A 17,326-nucleotide genomic window follows, 5' to 3' on the forward strand; every position below is an offset into this window, starting at 1 on the left:
TCTAGAATTTAAAAATATCCTTCACGTTTTTTCTGCTCCATACTCGCTTCCTGGTCAAAGTCAATCACACGAGTTGTACGCTCACTCTTAGTTGTAGTCATCATCTCTTCTACAATCTCCTCAATAGTAGCTGCTTCACTTTCAACAGCACCTGTTAGTGGCCAACATCCCAAGGTACGGAAGCGAACCATTTTCATTTCAATCTGGTCACGATATTTCTCTGGCAAACGATCGTCATCCGCCATAATCAGATTACCGTCAATAGTGACAACCGGACGTTCTTTCGCATAATATAAAGGAACAATAGGAATATTTTCCAAACGAATATATTGCCAGATATCCAACTCGGTCCAGTTACTCAACGGAAACACACGAATACTTTCCCCTTTATGTACTCTGGCATTATAGATATCCCACAACTCCGGACGCTGATTTTTGGGATCCCACTGATGAAACTTATCGCGGAAAGAAAATATTCTCTCTTTAGCACGAGATTTCTCCTCATCACGACGTGCACCTCCAAAGGCAGCATCAAACTTATATTTATCCAACGAATGAAGCAAAGCCTGTGTTTTCATCAGGTCTGTATGCACTTTACTTCCATGCGTAAAAGGTCCTACTCCTGCATGAAAAGCTTCCATATTACTTTCTACAATCAGATTCCAACCATACTTCTTTGCGTATTCATCCCGAAATTGAATCATTTCCTTAAACTTCCATTTCGAATCGATATGCATCAATGGGAATGGTACTTTTCCTGGATAAAACGCTTTTTCAGCCAGACGTACCATCACTGAAGAATCCTTACCGATACTATAAAGCATCACAGGATTCTCAAATTCCGCAGCCACCTCGCGGATAATATGAATAGACTCAGCTTCGAGTTCCTTCAAGTGGCTTAATTTATATTCTTCCATTACTTTAATAATGATTTTATTCTACTTCAACAGTTCTTTTCACCTTAGGCAAAATAAGCTCCAACAGACGTTTCACAGATTCTTCCAAAGTCAGCTTTGACGTATCCAATGACAAAGCCGGATGATTCGGGACCTCAAAAGGAGCCGATATTCCGGTAAAATTCTTTATTTCCCCTTTTCGTGCTTTGGCATATAAACCTTTAACATCACGTTTTTCGCACTCTTCCAAAGGAGTACTCACGAAAATCTCTAAAAAATCATCCTGTCCGATAATATTAGCCGCCATCTCACGAATGTCATTATTGGGACTAATAAATGCAGCGATAGTGATAATACCACTATCAAGAAATAATTTAGAAACTTCAGCAATACGACGGATGTTCTCCACTCGATCAGCTTCCGAAAATCCCAAATTATTATTAATTCCACTACGGATATTATCTCCATCCAGAATTCTACAAAGCAATCCGCGCTTATGCAGTTCCCGTTCCAGAGCGATAGCAATCGTACTCTTTCCCGAACCACTCAACCCGGTGAACCAGATCATCACACTATGCTGACCTAACAGTTCTTCTTTGTCCTGTCGTGTCATCATACGGTCAAATATAGGATATATATGATTTTTCTCTTCCATCTATACAATTAGTTTATTAAAACTTCCAAATCATTGGAATCAGAATCACAGAAATTAAAAATGTTATAATATTAAGTGGCAGTCCAATCTTGACAAAATCCGTAAACTTATAGTTGCCAATACCTTGAACAATTAAATTAGTCTGATAACCGATCGGAGTTGAGAAACTGGCAGAAGCAGCCATACAAATCACCACAAAGAATGGGGTCGGGCTCACTCCCAATTGAGAAGCTATTGACAACGCCAACGGGAAAGAAAGAGCAGCCGCAGCATTGTTAGTAATCAACTCCGTAAACAAATTAGTTATAACAAATAGTATAGCAAGCAACACATGTGGTCCGTAATCATCACTCAATCCGATAATAAACTTAGCTACACTATCAGCTACTCCTGAATTAACCATCGCCTTACTAATTGCAAACGCACAAGCAATGGTAATAAGAATATCCCAGGAAATATACTTAGTATACTTACGAGCAGGAAAAATATTAGTCCACGCCATTATAATAGTAGTAATGGAAACAAAGAAAAACATATCCAACTTAATATCCGGAAACATTTCTTTGGTTGCAGGAAGCTCACCTACTGTAGCACCAACAATCATCAATACCAATAAAATCAAAGCAAGCCAACGTTTCTTCTTACCGGCAGAATCCAGATCATTACCATTCGCCAACAGCACAAACACCGAAGACTCTCCCCATGTCGGAATAAACGTATCATCAGCCATTACCACAAGTGTATCACCTTCACGAAGCACCACCTCATTCAGATTCGTAACATACCGCTGTCCGCTACGAGTCTTTATTTCTTTCACTTCGGCTCCATAATGACGTTGGAAATTAAAATCACTTAATTTTTTATTGATACCAGGAAAACGTGCACCCAACACAGCTTCTACGCGATGTAGCTTTTCTCCTTCTTCTATTTCCTCATCAGGAACAGCCGTATCCGGACGAGCATCCGGTAAAAGTCGTTTGGAAAAAAGGAAAATATAAATAATACCGGCAATAGCAATAAAAATTCCTACTTTACCTAACTCAAACATGGAGAAACCTTCAAATCCCGCTTCCAAAATCATCCCATGCACCACCAAATTGGTAGAAGTACCAATCAAAGTACAAATACCTCCGAGAATTGTAACATAAGAAAGCGGAATCAGAAATTTAGTTGCCGGAAGTTTAACTGACTTAGCCCAATGTTTAATGATAGGAGCAAATATAACAACTACCGGAGTATTATTAAGAAAAGCAGAAATAAATGCAACTGAAGGCAAAATACGCAATTGAGCCTTAAAAACATTAGTATGCCCTTGTGGAAGTAACTTCTTAATCACTTGCCCCAATGTACCTGATTGACGAATACCCTCACTCACCAGGAACAATAAAGCAACAGTAATCATACCTTTATTACTAAACCCTTCAAGCATTTCTTTCGGAGTCAGAATTCCGGCACACAAAAACAAAACTACTACAGAAAAAAGTACCATACCCGGACGCATTTTATCAGCAATCAGAGCGGCTACCATTCCTAATAAGGATAACAGTACAAATACAATTTCAAATGTCATATAAACATTAATTAGTGTTTTCTTCTTTCCTCAACGATGAACCACGGATTCAATAAATCTTCCTTATTATACCGAAGAGGTTCCTCTTTACCTGCCTGATATAATTCCATTCCGGCAGCCCTGGCTATCGCATGCCCGGCAGCTGTATCCCATTCCATAGTCGGAGCAAAACGCGGGTATACATTAGCTTTACCTTCAGCAACCAAACAGATTTTAATAGAACTTCCACTCGATATTAATTCAATAGCGCCGTGTTTCTTCTTCAAGTCTTCAATATATGTCTCAGTCTCAGATGTCAAATGTGAACGGGAAGCAACCACTACAAAACGATCCTGAACTTCCTTTACCGGTAACTTTTCCGATTTCCGTATCAACTGCTCCAATGTTATCATATTATCTTCCAAACAGATAATACCCTTACATTTATAAGCCCCTACTCCATCTACAGCAAAATAGAGTTCTTTTGTCACAGGAACATAAATCACACCGGCTACAGGTATAGACTCGCGCACCAAAGCGATATTCACCGTAAATTCTCCATTACGTTTAATAAATTCTTTTGTTCCGTCCAACGGATCCACAATCCATAAAGTATCCCACTCGTGTCTCACTGCATATTCCAATCGCTTACCTTCTTCACTAAGAACAGGAAAAGGAGTCTCCTTCAAAATTGAAACGATCACTTCGTGTGCTTTTCGGTCTGCTATCGTTAAAGGAGAATTATCCGCTTTCCTCTCTATTTCAAAATCCGATGTCGGATCATTATAAATAGAAAGAATATTCTCACCTGCTTTCAAAGCCGCATCAATAGCAGCCATCACATATTTTTGTTCCATCAGAATCTTTATATTAAAATTGGCCTATCAATCAAGGTCATAAATCTCCTAAATTAAGAATTGACAAAAGTAAAAACTTTCTTTGCTAAAAAAGTTTCACATCCCTTTTTTATAACTTCTTTTAGTAGATTGATAAATAAATCTAAAAATATATTCATACAACTCTAATAAAAAAGCAGTAACTTCCCAGTTACCGCCTTCTTATTCGGGAAACAATACACATTCCTCCCGATATATATTACCAAAAAGAAATTAATTAATACGATATAACAACCAAGCGTCTTTAAAACGACTCGGATATTTAGCTTTGATAGCATCACGTGCCTCAGCAGCAGAAGGTTTATCAGCGAATGAGCTTGCAACGACACGGTACATAGCTTTTTCAGCATTGAATACAATTGTAGCTTTATACCCTTGCGCATCTAACCAATCTCTCAGCCCTTCAGCATTTGCTTTCACACTAAAGCTACCAACAATGACGCTGTAATCTTTCAATCCTTGATTACCGGAAATAACAGTAACCTTTTCCTGACGAACACCGGAAGTATCCGTAGGCTTAGTTGTAGTAACAGGAGCAGTCACTACCGGAGTCACTTCTACCGGAGCCTCAACCTGAGGTTCAGCCAACTCTTGTTGTTTAGCTTTCTCATAAGCTTTTTTATAGGCGCTTTCGCTAGATTTACAAGAGGCAAATGCCAACACTATGCATACCCCCATTCCTAATACGACCAATTTTTTCATACCTTTATACTCTGTTTTAATTAATAATTCAATGTTATCGTCTACTTATATTTAGTTTCCGGCAACAAAATAATAGAAATTTTATCATCCGGCAAAAGAAATCCAACGAAAAAACGTTTATTCCTCCTTCTTCTTATAAGAAATAGTTCCCGTTGCCTGATAAGTCGGCATCAAAAGCACTTCGGCAATTTGAATGTGTGCAGGAGCCGACGCTGCAAAATAAACAGTTTCAGCAATATCATCTCCCGTCAAAGGGCGAATACCTTTATAAAAATTATCAGCAGCCTGCCTATCACCTCTATAACGTACTACTGTAAAATTCGTCTCCACCATACCCGGTTTTATATTCGTCACCCTCAGCGGAGTATCTACCAGATCAATCCGAAGACCATCCGAAAGTGCCTTCACCGCTGCCTTGGTAGCACAGTAAACACTTCCCCCAGGATATGCTGCATCACCGGCAATAGAACCGATATTAATAATGTGTCCACGTCCACGCTCAACCATCCCCGGAACAACCAAACGTGTCATAGCCAACAAAGCTTTGATATTCGTATCAATCACAACATCCCATTCATCCAGATTTCCTTCAAATTCCTTATCCACTCCAATTACCAATCCGGCATTATTTACCAGCACATCAATAGATTTCCATTTTTCAGGCAAAGTCTCCAATGCCAAAGCTGCCTGTTTTCGGTCACGTACATCGAAAGGTAATATATACACCTGGACCCCATTAGCAGCCTCCAATTCAGATTTCAATTTTTCAAGTTTCGACACAGTACGTGCATTCAAAATCAGATTCCATCCTTGAGATGCAAATTTACGGGCACAGCCTTCACCAATTCCACTACTTGCACCGGTAATAAAAACAATCTTAGTTTCCATTATGTTTCATTTTACAATATCAAGAGACAAAAGTACGTCTTAACATTCATTGGTTAGTCCCGAAGCGTAGTTAAATAAGATTAAACCACTTCATAAAAAAATGAATACTTCTCATCAGATCGTATCTTTGTACAATCATATAACAGAGCCGCGAGGCTCATTCAACTATTTTACATGAATTTTGAAAATTTGAATTTAATAGAGCCACTTTTAAAAGCTCTGCAACAAGAGGGTTACACTACCCCTACTCCCATCCAAGAACAGGCCATTCCAATTGTACTTCGTGGAAAAGATTTATTAGGTTGCGCACAGACCGGTACAGGAAAGACAGCAGCCTTTTCTCTCCCAATCCTACAAAAATTGTATAAGACAGATCAGAAGAAAAATATCAAAGCCCTGATTTTAACTCCGACGCGTGAACTGGCTATTCAAATCGGCGAATGTTTCGAAGCCTACGAACGCTATACCGGGATAAAACATACTGTCATCTTCGGTGGTGTAAATCAAAAGTCTCAAACCGATGCTTTACGAGGAGGAGTGCAAATCCTAATAGCCACCCCCGGAAGATTATTAGATCTGATAGACCAAAATTATATTTCTCTCAAATCTCTTGATTTTTTTGTATTAGACGAAGCGGACCGTATGCTCGACATGGGATTCATCCATGACATAAAACGCATACTAAAACTACTTCCTGTTCGACACCAGACCCTTTTTTTCTCCGCAACGATGCCTCCTGAAATAGAGAAATTAGCTAATTCGATGCTAACCAATCCGGAAAAAGTAGAAGTAACACCTGCCTCTTCTACAGTAGATACCATTTCCCAGTCCATCTATTTTGTAGAAAAACAGCAGAAAAAGGACTTATTAATTCACCTGTTGAAGAACCCATCCATTGAATCTGTACTTATTTTTACTCGCACAAAACACGGTGCGGATAAGTTAGCACGTATTCTGACAAAAGCCGGAATAGGAGCAGAAGCGATCCATGGTAATAAAACCCAGAATGCACGTCAGCGTGCGCTTACCAACTTCAAAAATCATACTCTCCGGGCACTGATCGCTACAGACATAGCTGCCCGAGGAATCGATGTAGATTTACTATCCCATGTCATTAACTATGAGCTACCCAATATACCGGAAACTTATGTTCACCGTATCGGACGTACAGGTCGTGCCGGACACGAAGGAACAGCAATCTCTTTCTGTGAGTCTGAAGAACTCCCCTATTTAAAAGATATTCAAAAGTTAATCGGCAAGAACATTCCAGTTATCAAAGATCATCCATTCATCACACAAGAAGGCATTAAAGCTCAGAGCGAAAAAGCTGAAGAAATCAAAGTCAAAGCCAAAGAAAAAAAAGCTTATCGTGGAAATCGGGCGAACGGAGATTACTGGCGGAGAAAAAAAATGAATAAAAACTAATTATTTTTTTCATCATTCGAGAACAACTTACCGATAAAAATGTTATATTTGTGATATTTCATTTAAAATTTTAAAGATATGAAAGGATTAAATGTATTAGCAGCTTTTCTAGGTGGTGCAGCCGTAGGCGCAGCCCTTGGTATTTTGTTCGCTCCTGAAAAAGGAGAAGACACTCGTCATAAAATTGCAGAAATTCTTCGCAAGAAAGGTATCAAACTGAATCGCAGTGAGATGGAAAATCTCGTTGATGAGATAGCAGCTGAGATGAAAGGAGAAATAGCAGAATAAAGTAACAAAGGATTAAAACAGAGCGATCATGTTTGCAGACGATAAAAGTATTGAGAATTTTCAACAATTGTTTTTCGAGTTTAAGAAATATCTGGAACTTCAAAAAGAATACACTAAATTAGAGATTACAGAGAAGTTAGCCATACTTCTTTCCACATTAATTATGGTCTTAGTACTTGTTATCCTTGCTATGGTGGCTCTGTTTTACCTGCTTTTTGCATTAGCTTATATCCTGGAGCCTATAGTTGGCGGCTTAATGATAAGCTTTTCCATCATAGCGGGTATAAACATCCTACTCATCATCGCTGTCATCATTTTCCGCAAGCGACTCATTATTTCTCCAATGGTGAACTTCCTTGCCGGTTTATTTTTAACCGATTCAAATAAATAAGTTATGAGCACGCAGTCCCCCCAAAAAATAACTTTAGAAGAAATAACCCAACGCAAAAAAAAGCTACAAGGCGAAATCCAAGTTCAGAAGAAGGCGATGACAGCCACTGTACGCGAAATATTTGCTCCTCTTGCACCGGCAAATAATAAAGCAGATGCTATTATGCGTTCATTCAATACCGGTATGGCGGTATTCGATGGTGTCATGCTGGGAATAAAAATCATGCGGAAGATACGGAAATATTTTAGAAATCTGAAATAAAAAAATAGGCGGAAAAAATCATTCCCGCCTACTACCTCTATTTAATAATCGACTTAGTAACTACTTATCACAATATTGCCGTTTGTACTCCAAGCACTCCGGCAATAGCACCGGCAACAGCAATAATTACTTTTAATACCACACTCCACGTTTTCTTCATAGATTCTTTCTATTTTTAAATTTAACAATTCATTTTATAGCTTACAATGTGGGATCCGGTGATTCCCCACTGTCATCACCGTCGCCTTTGTCATCTCCACCTTCACCTCCATCAGGATTTTCCGGTGTCACAATCGCATTGATTTTCTTTAGATAATCATCCAAACTGATCAAGTCAAGCTTCTCGTCCGCACGACTGGCTGTTTTTGTGATACGTAATTCTTTATTTGCTTGGAAGAAAATACGCACACTCTCTACACTATTGGCAGTAATGTCCTTCGCCAAATCTGCACCTTTCGAACGAGCTGTCAGCATAAACACTCCTAAACCTTCGATATTTACCGACTTACCTTCCAGCAACTGTTCTTTCAACTTATCCACAAAGTTCTGAATAACACTTTTGATATCACCAACCGAAAGCGAAGAACGATCCTGCATCTTCTGTGCAAGATATTTCAAATTAACAGTTTGACCTAAAGTAACCAAATGCGGATAATATCTCTTAGGAGAATTAGGAACACGCGGATCCGATGGTCGCGTAACGATTTTGTAAATTACACTCATAATACGTTTTTTTTTAAAGATTTAAATTCAAATTATTTTTTCACGTGTCGTTGATCAACGATGCAAAGGTGAAGTTTTTATTTTGAATGGACAATAAAAAAAGCCCCACAAGGAGCCTTTTTTAAAATATCATTTATAATACACTAAATATCAGCGTCTTCTAATACAAGTGTAAATAAAACAAGTAAACTAATACAATATATCTTCCGGTTGGAATGGAATATAAGGTCCGTCTTTTACTTCAAAAACTACTGAACCTTGCTCTAATACCTCTAATGTGTGCCATTGTCCGATAGGGACATGAACACCATAATTCCCATTTAAAGGAGCTAATAAAAATGATTCTGTTTCAGCTCCCATTTCATTATAGAACATCACACGAATTTTTCCTCGAAGAAGAATATAAGTTTCTGCGGTATTACGATGACGGTGAATAGGAAGTATCGTACCAATTTCCAATGCATTTAATAAACGCTGTGCTTTCGCATCAAGAGAATCATGAAGATTAAAATTCATTCTCAACCGTTCACTTGCTTTTGCTTTCTCCGAAACCTCGTCTAATAAGCTATTATCTATAATCATAATTTTATACCATTTTAGTTTTCAAATATTCCTCATGTCATTAGTGTCCCATTAAAATTGGGACAAATTAAATAAATTTGATCCATTGGGTCCGAATCGTTCTTTGTCATTTTGAAATTTAGTTTTATCAAATAGGTCTCTCAGATGAGTCTTATCAGTCAATGAGATGCTCAATATTTGTAGCACTTCATATGTACTTCTGTCAAGTTGCATATCGTGTTGAATGATTGCCACCAAAGAGTAAGCGCATATTGTAGCATATATCTGTATTCGAACAGCATTCTCTGTAGTTCCCCAAAATCTTTTGATTTTAAGGTGCTACTTGAGCCTTTTGAAAAACAGCTCTACCTGCCAGCAATTTTTATAAAGTTCAGTAACTTGAAGCGCAGATATATGCATCGCATTGGTTATGAATATAAATTCTCTTTCTTGTTCTTCATCCCAATATTTAACCAGTCTAAGTAGTTCCGAATAATATTGCTTAGGATAGAATCCGGTCAGAAGTAGACTCGCCTCTGACAGCACATTCTTAGGCAGCCTACGTTTCCATTGGATGGATTTGTACCCGAGGTTCTTTTTTGCTCTGACAACAAAGTAGACTTCAATTTGATGAATTTTATACAGCATCTTGAAGTTGTTATAACCGCGGTCAAAGATATAATAAGAGCCGGTTCATAAGGAATCTCATTCATCGCTTTCGAATCATGCACGGATGCTTCCGTAATATGAAAGAATGCAGGGTGTGTTTCCACATCATATAATGTATGCACTTTGACGCCACCTTTCTTCTTGTAGAATTTAGCCCACCAAAAGACTGAAAGACACAGATCAATAGTTGTCGATTCGAAAGCATAAATGTTACCATTAACCTTGAAAATATGATTAACACGCTTTTGTCGTACTTCGCCAACCAGATAGTAAGCATATTCTTCAAAGATGTGATAGTCTTTATTTTGATTGGCTCTTGCCAACGGTGACTTTAATACGTTTTTACCTATTCCTAAAATGAACACTTAGAACGATGAGCTTCAAGGGCAACAATCAGATCTCTCAAACTTTCACGATTAGAAAGTTGGCCGAACATCAAAGTAAGTAATTGATTCCAGCAAATAAAATGTTCTATATAACGATTCCCGTGATACTTGTCAACAATGCGTCGAAACTTATCCTCGTTTAAGAATGAGATTAATTGGGAAAACACATATTTCTCTTTATTCATTGCAGGCTTTTATTGGGCTACAAAGGTATAAATTGAAATCGTCGTTCTTTCTAAAAGCTATGTAACCAAATTTCAAATATTTCAAAGAACTATTTTAGATTTTAATGAGACAGCAATGTAGCAAAATATATCCACATTTACAACATTATTCACCGGGAATAAGGGATAATAATCGACTATAAGTGACTATAAGTGTTCACAACTGAGCATAACCGACATTCGCGAATTTCAGTGAGTTATCTTTGTATCGTCAAAAGGGAGAAATCTCCGCGATAAGATATTTAACCATTAAATTTTATTGTTTTATGATTCGTTACAAAATTTATCAAAACCAACAAAAGAAAGAAGTGAACGCAGGTAAGTGGTTCGCCTATTCGGTTGTCGATGAAACGTCTGACTTAGCGAAGCTAGCCGAACACATGTCTAAACACAACACTCCGTATTCCGGTGGTGTTATCAAAGGGGTGCTCACAGATATGGTAGGCTGTATCAAGGAATTGTTGCTCGATGGTAAGAATGTGAAAATTGACGACCTGACTATTTTCGGTGTAGGGATCCGCAGTAAAGCGGCCGAAACGCTGGATGATTTTTCACTGGAGAAAAACATTACGGGTATGCGACTCAAAGCCAGAGCTACCGACAATCTATCAACTACCAATTTGAAACTTGACAGCCAGTTGAGACAGCAAGCTAAGTATCAGAAACCGACTACTGCCGGAGGAGAAGGCTCTGGTAATACTCCGAATCCTAAGCCGGATGAGGGTGAATCTCCTGATCCAACTCTCTAATTCTTCTAATTAAAATTTTATCAACTTAAAAATCAAAGTATATGAGTAGTTCATCGTCACCTCGCTCCAAATGGAGTTTTATTGTTAAAGTTATCATCACTATCGCTACCACTATCAGGGAATTGATAGGCGTACAGAGCTGTATGTAGGTTTATGCGGACCACCACGCTGTTCATCATTCATTGCAGTGCCACACCCGGAAGGGAAATCCCTCCCGGTGGAGACTTGCCGACAAGCTCACATCTGTCATCGGGGTTTTCGTGACATCGGCTATCAATTTTACATCACACGCGATGGGGAGATCCACCGGGGACGTCCTTTGGAAAAAGTCGGAGCGCATTGTATGAATCACAACGCGCACTCTATCGGAATTTGCTATAAAGGAGGATTAGGTATGAACGGAGTACCTAAAGATACACGCACGCTGGAGCAACGAGGTTCGCTACTGGCTTTACTTCGAGAATTACAGAGAAGATTTCCGAAGACGTTGATAGTAGGACGTCATGATCTGAATCCGATGAAGGAGTGTCCATGCTTTAATTGTGTGAATGAATTTGAGGGGTTGTTAGATAGGATTGATAAAGGGATTTATAAGGTGGGGGCCTTATAGGTCCCTTTCAATTTTATTAATCATCATTTAAACATAAGTTTGTTTCTCATTCGAAAAATAAAAACAAGAGCATCTATTTTATTTGTTTTTTCCTATCGAATAATACTCCAAAATGTTAAAAATATAATCTTGAAATATTCCTTTAAACTTTGGTTATTGATATATTTCATATTATACCTTATTTTATCCGGCATGATCAATTCTACATATGCTTTATCCGGCTCTTCTGCTTTACCTAAGATTAAATTTTCATCAACATACTCTATTGAAGCATAATCCGTAATACCCGGACGAACCGACAACACCCTTTGTTGCTCTTCAGTATATAGATCTACATACTTTCGAACCTCTGGGCGTGGACCAACTATACTCATATCCCCTTTAAGAACATTAAACAATTGAGGTAATTCATCCAATTTATATTTTCGAATAAAATACCCAATACGCGTTATTCTAGGATCACGCCCTCCCACAGTAATAAGCCCTCTCTTATCAGCCCCTACGCGCATCGATCGAAATTTGTATACGTAAAAATCTCGACTACCACGTCCTACACGTAGTTGCTTATAGAAGCCACTACCCTTACTTTCTAAACGAATAGCTAAATATAAAAGGAGGAAAACTGGGAAAAGAAAAAAAAGACCTAAAAGAGAAAATAATATATCAAAAAATCGAATCACGAGCTATCGTATTATATGCAGATTTCACTGTTCGAATAATAAAATCCAACTGTTCATTATTCAATTGAGGATAAATCGGCAATGAAATCTCTCCTTTAAAATTTTCATATGCCTGAGGATAATTTTTTATATCATATCCTAAGGACTTAAAGAATGAAAGCATCGGCATCGGAATAAAATGTACATTAACCGCAACCTCACTTTTAGCAATCTCATCAATCATCCGGTCACGTAATTCCTCAGTAAAGTCTTTGATACGAAGTGCATAAATATGATATGAACTCTCTTTCTCACCATCGATTGAAGGTGGTGTTATTGCCCAGTCGCATGCAGTAAAAGCTTTGTCATAAGTCTCGAACACGCGCTTCCGTTCTTTCAATAATGAAGGATATTCACGTATCTGAGCCAATCCAATAGCTGCATTTACATCAGCCATATTAATCTTCATCCCCATACCTACGATATCATAACGCCATCCCCCAGCTTTCGATTTAGAAAAAGCGTCTTTAGTTTGACAATTTAGACTTGTCATACGCAATTCTTTGTATAAATCTTCATTATTAAAAGGTTCAGGTAAATTCAAACAGATAGCACCACCTTCCGCAGTAGTCACATTCTTCACTGCATGAAGAGAGAAAATGGCAATATCTGTTTCGCAACCAGTACGCTGTTTCTTACTATAAAAAGCCCCCAGTGAATGAGCAGCATCATTCATCACCAAAATACGCCCTAGCTTCTTTTGAACTGCAGAGGTTACTTGAAATAACCCACGAATCTTAGGTTCCTGTACCATAGACATGATTTGATCGTAGTCACAAGGAAATCCCGCAATATCAACAGGAATAATAGCTTTTGTCCTTGGAGTAATTGCATTACGAATTGCTTCAACAGAGATATTAAAGTTCTTACCCGAATCTACCATTACTGGTTTTGCACCAGCATGAAGTACAGCCAAAGCAGTAGCACTATAAGTATATGCCGGAACAATTACTTCATCGCCCTCTTTTACTCCCAACCACCGGAGCATCATAATAGCTCCTGATGTCCAAGAATTTACACAAAGGACCTCTTTTGCTCCTGAAAAAGTTTTGATTTCTTCCTCTAAAGATTTTACTTTAGGCCCGGATGTAATCCAACCGGAACGCAAAGAATCAACGACTTCGTTAATGACCGCCTCGTCAATATAAGGTGGTGAAAATGGAATTTTCATAATCAATATTCTGATTTTTAATAATACTTTATTACACAAATGTATTTTAATCGTCTAGATCCGATTGTATAACCTAAGGACGTATAAAAAATATAGTCCTTTTATTACTAATCATTCTACAAATAATTTTTCAGTTTTATATTTATTATATGGCAGAAGACAACATTCTCAATTGATAGAAACTTTCTAAAAAAACATCTAGTTGATAACAAGATAAAAGTTCACAACAAAATTCACATATCTTCATGTCTCTTAGTTTGCTGCAAAGGGAAAATAAAACATAGTAAGACTCATATATTTAGATCGTTTTATTTTTATACCATTACAATGTTTCGGAATTAAAATTATCATAATAATATTTTTCCACGACAGGATTATTCATGTATTTTTCGTCAATATCTTTTGTACTACCGACCAGTTTTGCAGGACATCCTACTACAATCCCATATTGAGGAACATCCTTAGTAACTACAGCACCAGCACCCACTATAGCCCCTTTTCCTATCGTTACACCTGGCATAATGATGGCACCCACTCCTACAAAAACATATTCACCAATAGTTATTTTCTTATGAATATATCCCACTCTATCTGCAATGTCCAACTTCATATAAGCAAAACCATTTAAGCGTATAGCATTATGACTACTATGAGAAAGAATCATAGAGCCATTAGAGATTTGCGAGCCTTCTCCAATCTCCACCCACCCCGACGATTCAATCCACACATAATGCCCAATCCATACATTATCACTTAATATTAATTTCTCTACATTCTCTATTATCGCAGAAGATGAAATTCTAACTTCCTTAAAATATCTACCATTATATTTAGATTTATAACCATATACCATAAATGGTTTGTGAATCCACTTTAAAGTACACTGAACATAATGTAAAACATAACCTAAAGGTGAAAAGTATAATTTGTGCTTTAAACTCATATTATTTATAACCTCACAAAATATGTGAGAATTTTAAAATTACAAAAAAATCAAAATTGGTTCATACTAATAATTGAGGTTTATCATTATCCGATAAAACAACGGTAACACTTTAATCTTTTTCTATATTACAATCACTGTTCTAATTTTTTAATTATGCCAATAAACTTATTTGTGAGATATTCATAATCATATTCTTTGGCTGTATTATAAACCCGTTCACACATTGCATTGTATTCATCAGATGAAAGACTCAATAAACAATCTATAGCCGCTGCATATGATTCGGGAGTCGTTAATTCACGAGCAATACCAATATTATTGGCTGTAATAGGGCAATATAAAATATTGATATTACACAAAATAGGTTTACCAGCTGCAAAATATTGAAACATCTTACTAGAACTTATACCATACTTGGCAAAATCAGAAGAAACATAATTAAGAATATTAATATAGCTTTGCGAAACCACATAAGGAACCAACTTCGGGTCAATCCATTTATCCTTAAATTTTATATTGCGCAAATTGTGCTTTTTACAGTAATCCTCTAACAAAATTCTATCAGGACCATCACCAAAAATCAGAAAAAGCAAATCATCTCTATCAGCAAATAATTCCGCTGCTTTTATAAACTGCATAACATTATTAACCAAACGAACAGAACCTAAATAGGTAATCCTTTTTTTATCAGATTTCAAATCAATATCATCGAGTGTGTTTTCCTCTTTCCATTTATTAAAATCGTTCAAATCAACACCATTATTTATATAAAAAATCTTCTTTAAATCTACAGGTCCACCACTATCTTTATCCCATTTCTTGTTAATCATATATTGGTAACATCCAGGCCAAGAGATAACAGAAAAATCGGATTCCGCATAGTTACGTTTTGCAATCCTGTACATTCGTTTCATTAAAGGATTTAACGGATTAATTAATCCAAAGTCAACAAAGTTATCCGGATATACATCTAGAGATTCAGTGATATATTTAATTCTATTTTTTTTTGCATAATCCATTAATGGATTACAAAAATATGGATATGTAGAAGCCACTATCAAATCTGGCTTTTCAAAATGATTTGCAATACTACATAATTTATAGTGAAATTGCAAATCACTCAGAATACGCGCTATTCCAGATGATTTATAATAATTCAGTGTTTTAATATGTACAAAATTTATATCACCATATTTTTTTTTGATATAAGATTTACCATCTTCTATTAAATTTATACCCATATTATGCATTACGCTCGATCCAAAAACGTAAACCTTATAACCAGCTTGAGTTAAATAATGGGCAAATTTTATCGTCCTTAACCTTGACTCATATTGCGGTGGCATTGCATATTTATTAACCAACCAAATCGTTTCAATTCTCTTTTGTGACATATTCCTCCACACTATATGTAAGTAAATCATCTATATACATTTTCGCAACCTTAAAATCTGTTAGCTTCTTAGCTGTTTCTATAGCATTGTTTGATATTATTTGTCTTTCGGCTGAAGATAAAGAATTTATTCTCTTGATAATTAGTTCTAATTCTTCACAATTTCCTGCTTCACAAAGAAAACCATTAAATCCATCTATAATAACACCATCCATACCTTCATTACGTGATGCTATAGTAATACATCCCCTAGACATTGCTTCTAAATATACCAATCCGTAGGCTTCCCACTTACTGATCATTATCATGCACTCTGCTTCATCATAACATTTCTTAATATCATTTCGTGGAATCTTACCTAGTATTTTGACATTTCCATCAATACCTAACTCTTTTGATATTTTTTTTATCCTATCAATTTCTTTACCTTCACCGACATAAGTAAGAGAAAATGATGTAGAAGGATACACCTTCTGTAAAGCATAAAGAATACTTGTCGGATACTTTCTTTTAATCATCTCTCCCACATAAATGAACTTATTTAAAGGCTTACTAAAAGAATGAATATTAGATGATGTAATATAATCTTCAGGGATTCCGGAATAGCAAATGAACTTTCTTTCAACAGGATGGATTAACTTCTCAAAGTCACATTTAATAGCTTCTGAACGAAATCCCCACATATCTATAGATTCCATATATTTATGTAATTTGTCCCTATATATACGTTTCAATGATGCATTATCACCATGCATTACAATACAAGTTTTAGCATTTTGATAACACTTTTTCAACTTAGAAACCAATTCTAATTGAGGGTTGGGAAAATGACCTACTATTATATCAGGTACAAAATCAACTTTTTCATTTTCTGTTAGAATTGCATCAATAGCTGTCACTATAGCCTTAGCAGAATGTTTACCATGTGGAATAGCTTTAAAGGCAGGTATTCGCATAATTGGTACATTATCCATTATATACCTAGAAATCTCCTTGTCTTTTTCTGTATAAACCACAGCAGCAGTCCTAGCAACTATTAGTTTCCTAATTCTTTTTGCAATCCAATAAAAAAATATCAGGATAGACAGCTTGTATATGAACTACACGCACATTATATCCCATTTTTATCCATTCAGTTGCAAAATAATGGCATACTTTAGTACCTTTGTTAGCACTTGAGGGAAGCGGATATATAGTGGAAAGTAATAGAATATTACGCATAGG

General features: G+C 36.7%; 24 protein-coding genes and 1 pseudogene. 7 read left to right on the top strand and 18 right to left on the bottom strand.

The genetic code is table 11. The features are described 5' to 3' along the window. Window positions 1–8: 8 nt before the first annotated feature. From cysD to EJF25_RS08395, 6 genes are all read right to left on the bottom strand, one after another. Window positions 9–917, bottom strand: coding sequence for a sulfate adenylyltransferase subunit CysD (gene cysD / locus EJF25_RS08370; RefSeq protein WP_077154559.1), 909 nt, complete (start codon window positions 915–917; stop codon window positions 9–11). Window positions 918–933: 16 nt separating this feature from the next. Then, window positions 934–1,551, bottom strand: coding sequence for an adenylyl-sulfate kinase (cysC, locus tag EJF25_RS08375; protein WP_125040851.1), 618 nt, complete (start codon window positions 1,549–1,551; stop codon window positions 934–936). Window positions 1,552–1,567: 16 nt separating this feature from the next. Next, window positions 1,568–3,121 carry an SLC13 family permease gene (locus EJF25_RS08380; RefSeq protein ID WP_125040852.1) on the bottom strand — a complete coding sequence of 518 codons (1,554 nt, stop codon included), beginning with the start codon at window positions 3,119–3,121 and terminating at the stop codon, window positions 1,568–1,570. Window positions 3,122–3,132: 11 nt separating this feature from the next. Further along, window positions 3,133–3,957, bottom strand: a complete 825-nt coding sequence (cysQ, locus tag EJF25_RS08385; protein ID WP_200832891.1) for a 3'(2'),5'-bisphosphate nucleotidase CysQ — start codon at window positions 3,955–3,957, stop codon at window positions 3,133–3,135. Between the two features lie 252 nt (window positions 3,958–4,209). Then, on the bottom strand, window positions 4,210–4,698 hold the full coding sequence (locus EJF25_RS08390; RefSeq protein WP_125040853.1) for an SPOR domain-containing protein: 489 nt from the start codon (window positions 4,696–4,698) through the stop codon (window positions 4,210–4,212). A gap of 117 nt (window positions 4,699–4,815) precedes the next feature. Then, window positions 4,816–5,586, bottom strand: a complete 771-nt coding sequence (locus EJF25_RS08395; RefSeq protein WP_125040854.1) for an SDR family oxidoreductase — start codon at window positions 5,584–5,586, stop codon at window positions 4,816–4,818. A gap of 174 nt (window positions 5,587–5,760) precedes the next feature. Between EJF25_RS08395 and EJF25_RS08400 the strand changes: the two genes are divergently transcribed. The 4 genes from EJF25_RS08400 (at window position 5,761) to EJF25_RS08415 (ending at window position 7,951) form a co-directional block, all read left to right on the top strand. Then, a complete protein-coding gene (locus EJF25_RS08400; RefSeq protein WP_125040855.1) occupies window positions 5,761–7,011 on the top strand; it encodes a DEAD/DEAH box helicase in 1,251 nt (416 codons plus the stop codon). Window positions 7,012–7,089: 78 nt separating this feature from the next. Then, the gene (locus tag EJF25_RS08405; RefSeq protein ID WP_005677876.1) at window positions 7,090–7,299 is read left to right on the top strand and encodes a YtxH domain-containing protein; all 210 of its coding nucleotides are present in this window, start codon (window positions 7,090–7,092) and stop codon (window positions 7,297–7,299) included. A gap of 28 nt (window positions 7,300–7,327) precedes the next feature. Continuing rightward, window positions 7,328–7,690, top strand: coding sequence for a phage holin family protein (locus EJF25_RS08410; RefSeq protein WP_125040856.1), 363 nt, complete (start codon window positions 7,328–7,330; stop codon window positions 7,688–7,690). Between the two features lie 3 nt (window positions 7,691–7,693). Next, window positions 7,694–7,951 (top strand): hypothetical protein, encoded by a 258-nt coding sequence (locus EJF25_RS08415; protein WP_125040857.1) that lies wholly within the window; start codon window positions 7,694–7,696, stop codon window positions 7,949–7,951. Window positions 7,952–8,018: 67 nt separating this feature from the next. On the opposite strand, the gene EJF25_RS24860 is transcribed toward EJF25_RS08415, so the two are convergent. The 6 genes from EJF25_RS24860 to EJF25_RS08435 all read right to left on the bottom strand — a co-directional run bounded on the left by EJF25_RS24860 (window position 8,019) and on the right by EJF25_RS08435 (window position 10,475). Then, entirely contained in the window at window positions 8,019–8,111 is a 93-nt protein-coding gene (locus EJF25_RS24860; RefSeq protein WP_159106337.1) for a smalltalk protein, read from the bottom strand. A gap of 41 nt (window positions 8,112–8,152) precedes the next feature. After that, window positions 8,153–8,674: an HU family DNA-binding protein gene (locus EJF25_RS08420; protein WP_125040858.1), complete on the bottom strand. Its 522-nt coding sequence runs from the start codon at window positions 8,672–8,674 to the stop codon at window positions 8,153–8,155. A gap of 189 nt (window positions 8,675–8,863) precedes the next feature. Beyond that, on the bottom strand, window positions 8,864–9,256 hold the full coding sequence (locus EJF25_RS08425; protein WP_125040859.1) for a WbuC family cupin fold metalloprotein: 393 nt from the start codon (window positions 9,254–9,256) through the stop codon (window positions 8,864–8,866). A 318-nt stretch (window positions 9,257–9,574) separates the two neighbouring features. After that, complete coding sequence (locus EJF25_RS26120; RefSeq protein ID WP_262707201.1) at window positions 9,575–9,871, bottom strand: transposase; 297 nt, start codon at window positions 9,869–9,871, stop codon at window positions 9,575–9,577. Beyond that, the gene (locus tag EJF25_RS26125) at window positions 9,754–10,227 is read right to left on the bottom strand and encodes a transposase (RefSeq protein WP_262707196.1); all 474 of its coding nucleotides are present in this window, start codon (window positions 10,225–10,227) and stop codon (window positions 9,754–9,756) included. Before EJF25_RS26125 ends, EJF25_RS26120 begins: the two co-directional genes overlap by 118 nt. Before the next feature lie 29 nt (window positions 10,228–10,256). Then, window positions 10,257–10,475 carry a DUF4372 domain-containing protein gene (locus EJF25_RS08435; protein WP_125040860.1) on the bottom strand — a complete coding sequence of 73 codons (219 nt, stop codon included), beginning with the start codon at window positions 10,473–10,475 and terminating at the stop codon, window positions 10,257–10,259. A gap of 305 nt (window positions 10,476–10,780) precedes the next feature. On the opposite strand from EJF25_RS08435, the gene EJF25_RS08440 reads away from it, so the two are divergent. The 3 genes and pseudogenes from EJF25_RS08440 (at window position 10,781) to EJF25_RS08445 (ending at window position 11,873) form a co-directional block, all read left to right on the top strand. Further along, on the top strand, window positions 10,781–11,263 hold the full coding sequence (locus tag EJF25_RS08440) for an HU family DNA-binding protein (RefSeq protein ID WP_125040861.1): 483 nt from the start codon (window positions 10,781–10,783) through the stop codon (window positions 11,261–11,263). Window positions 11,264–11,304: 41 nt separating this feature from the next. Then, window positions 11,305–11,412 (top strand): smalltalk protein, encoded by a 108-nt coding sequence (locus EJF25_RS24865; protein ID WP_160119391.1) that lies wholly within the window; start codon window positions 11,305–11,307, stop codon window positions 11,410–11,412. Window positions 11,413–11,416: 4 nt separating this feature from the next. Beyond that, window positions 11,417–11,873, top strand: a pseudogene (locus EJF25_RS08445) (N-acetylmuramoyl-L-alanine amidase). 92 nt (window positions 11,874–11,965) lie between these two features. Here the strand turns inward: EJF25_RS08445 and EJF25_RS08450 are convergent. The 6 genes from EJF25_RS08450 to EJF25_RS24695 form a co-directional block, all read right to left on the bottom strand. Continuing rightward, window positions 11,966–12,553, bottom strand: a complete 588-nt coding sequence (locus EJF25_RS08450; RefSeq protein ID WP_125040862.1) for a sugar transferase — start codon at window positions 12,551–12,553, stop codon at window positions 11,966–11,968. Continuing rightward, complete coding sequence (locus EJF25_RS08455) at window positions 12,537–13,763, bottom strand: DegT/DnrJ/EryC1/StrS family aminotransferase (protein ID WP_125040863.1); 1,227 nt, start codon at window positions 13,761–13,763, stop codon at window positions 12,537–12,539. The genes EJF25_RS08450 and EJF25_RS08455 overlap by 17 nt, the downstream gene beginning before the upstream one ends. Before the next feature lie 322 nt (window positions 13,764–14,085). After that, window positions 14,086–14,706, bottom strand: coding sequence for an acyltransferase (locus tag EJF25_RS08460; protein ID WP_125040864.1), 621 nt, complete (start codon window positions 14,704–14,706; stop codon window positions 14,086–14,088). A gap of 134 nt (window positions 14,707–14,840) precedes the next feature. Next, window positions 14,841–16,103, bottom strand: coding sequence for a glycosyltransferase family 4 protein (locus tag EJF25_RS08465; protein ID WP_125040865.1), 1,263 nt, complete (start codon window positions 16,101–16,103; stop codon window positions 14,841–14,843). After that, entirely contained in the window at window positions 16,084–17,058 is a 975-nt protein-coding gene (locus tag EJF25_RS08470; protein WP_160119392.1) for a glycosyltransferase, read from the bottom strand. Before EJF25_RS08470 ends, EJF25_RS08465 begins: the two co-directional genes overlap by 20 nt. Window positions 17,059–17,146: 88 nt before the next feature. Continuing rightward, window positions 17,147–17,323 (bottom strand): glycosyltransferase family 4 protein, encoded by a 177-nt coding sequence (locus tag EJF25_RS24695; protein ID WP_148098090.1) that lies wholly within the window; start codon window positions 17,321–17,323, stop codon window positions 17,147–17,149. Window positions 17,324–17,326: the final 3 nt, after the last annotated feature.

The organism is Bacteroides faecalis (assembly GCF_003865075.1).
Classification (GTDB): domain Bacteria; phylum Bacteroidota; class Bacteroidia; order Bacteroidales; family Bacteroidaceae; genus Bacteroides; species Bacteroides faecalis.

Bases quoted from the DNA above. Each gene is read 5' to 3' on its own strand.
- EJF25_RS08440 (WP_125040861.1), top strand. From the start codon at position 10,781: ATGATTCGTTACAAAATTTATCAAAACCAACAAAAGAAAGAAGTGAAC.
- EJF25_RS08400 (WP_125040855.1), top strand. From the start codon at position 5,761: ATGAATTTTGAAAATTTGAATTTAATAGAGCCACTTTTAAAAGCTCTG.
- EJF25_RS24865 (WP_160119391.1), top strand. From the start codon at position 11,305: ATGAGTAGTTCATCGTCACCTCGCTCCAAATGGAGTTTTATTGTTAAA.
- EJF25_RS08470 (WP_160119392.1), bottom strand. From the start codon at position 17,058: ATGCGAATACCTGCCTTTAAAGCTATTCCACATGGTAAACATTCTGCT.
- EJF25_RS08455 (WP_125040863.1), bottom strand. From the start codon at position 13,763: ATGAAAATTCCATTTTCACCACCTTATATTGACGAGGCGGTCATTAAC.
- EJF25_RS08415 (WP_125040857.1), top strand. From the start codon at position 7,694: ATGAGCACGCAGTCCCCCCAAAAAATAACTTTAGAAGAAATAACCCAA.
- EJF25_RS08465 (WP_125040865.1), bottom strand. From the start codon at position 16,103: ATGTCACAAAAGAGAATTGAAACGATTTGGTTGGTTAATAAATATGCA.
- EJF25_RS08380 (WP_125040852.1), bottom strand. From the start codon at position 3,121: ATGACATTTGAAATTGTATTTGTACTGTTATCCTTATTAGGAATGGTA.
- EJF25_RS08460 (WP_125040864.1), bottom strand. From the start codon at position 14,706: ATGAGTTTAAAGCACAAATTATACTTTTCACCTTTAGGTTATGTTTTA.
- EJF25_RS08420 (WP_125040858.1), bottom strand. From the start codon at position 8,674: ATGAGTGTAATTTACAAAATCGTTACGCGACCATCGGATCCGCGTGTT.
- cysQ (WP_200832891.1), bottom strand. From the start codon at position 3,957: ATGGAACAAAAATATGTGATGGCTGCTATTGATGCGGCTTTGAAAGCA.
- EJF25_RS24695 (WP_148098090.1), bottom strand. From the start codon at position 17,323: ATGCGTAATATTCTATTACTTTCCACTATATATCCGCTTCCCTCAAGT.
- EJF25_RS08390 (WP_125040853.1), bottom strand. From the start codon at position 4,698: ATGAAAAAATTGGTCGTATTAGGAATGGGGGTATGCATAGTGTTGGCA.
- EJF25_RS08435 (WP_125040860.1), bottom strand. From the start codon at position 10,475: ATGAATAAAGAGAAATATGTGTTTTCCCAATTAATCTCATTCTTAAAC.
- EJF25_RS08405 (WP_005677876.1), top strand. From the start codon at position 7,090: ATGAAAGGATTAAATGTATTAGCAGCTTTTCTAGGTGGTGCAGCCGTA.
- EJF25_RS08425 (WP_125040859.1), bottom strand. From the start codon at position 9,256: ATGATTATAGATAATAGCTTATTAGACGAGGTTTCGGAGAAAGCAAAA.
- EJF25_RS08410 (WP_125040856.1), top strand. From the start codon at position 7,328: ATGTTTGCAGACGATAAAAGTATTGAGAATTTTCAACAATTGTTTTTC.
- cysD (WP_077154559.1), bottom strand. From the start codon at position 917: ATGGAAGAATATAAATTAAGCCACTTGAAGGAACTCGAAGCTGAGTCT.
- cysC (WP_125040851.1), bottom strand. From the start codon at position 1,551: ATGGAAGAGAAAAATCATATATATCCTATATTTGACCGTATGATGACA.
- EJF25_RS24860 (WP_159106337.1), bottom strand. From the start codon at position 8,111: ATGAAGAAAACGTGGAGTGTGGTATTAAAAGTAATTATTGCTGTTGCC.
- EJF25_RS08395 (WP_125040854.1), bottom strand. From the start codon at position 5,586: ATGGAAACTAAGATTGTTTTTATTACCGGTGCAAGTAGTGGAATTGGT.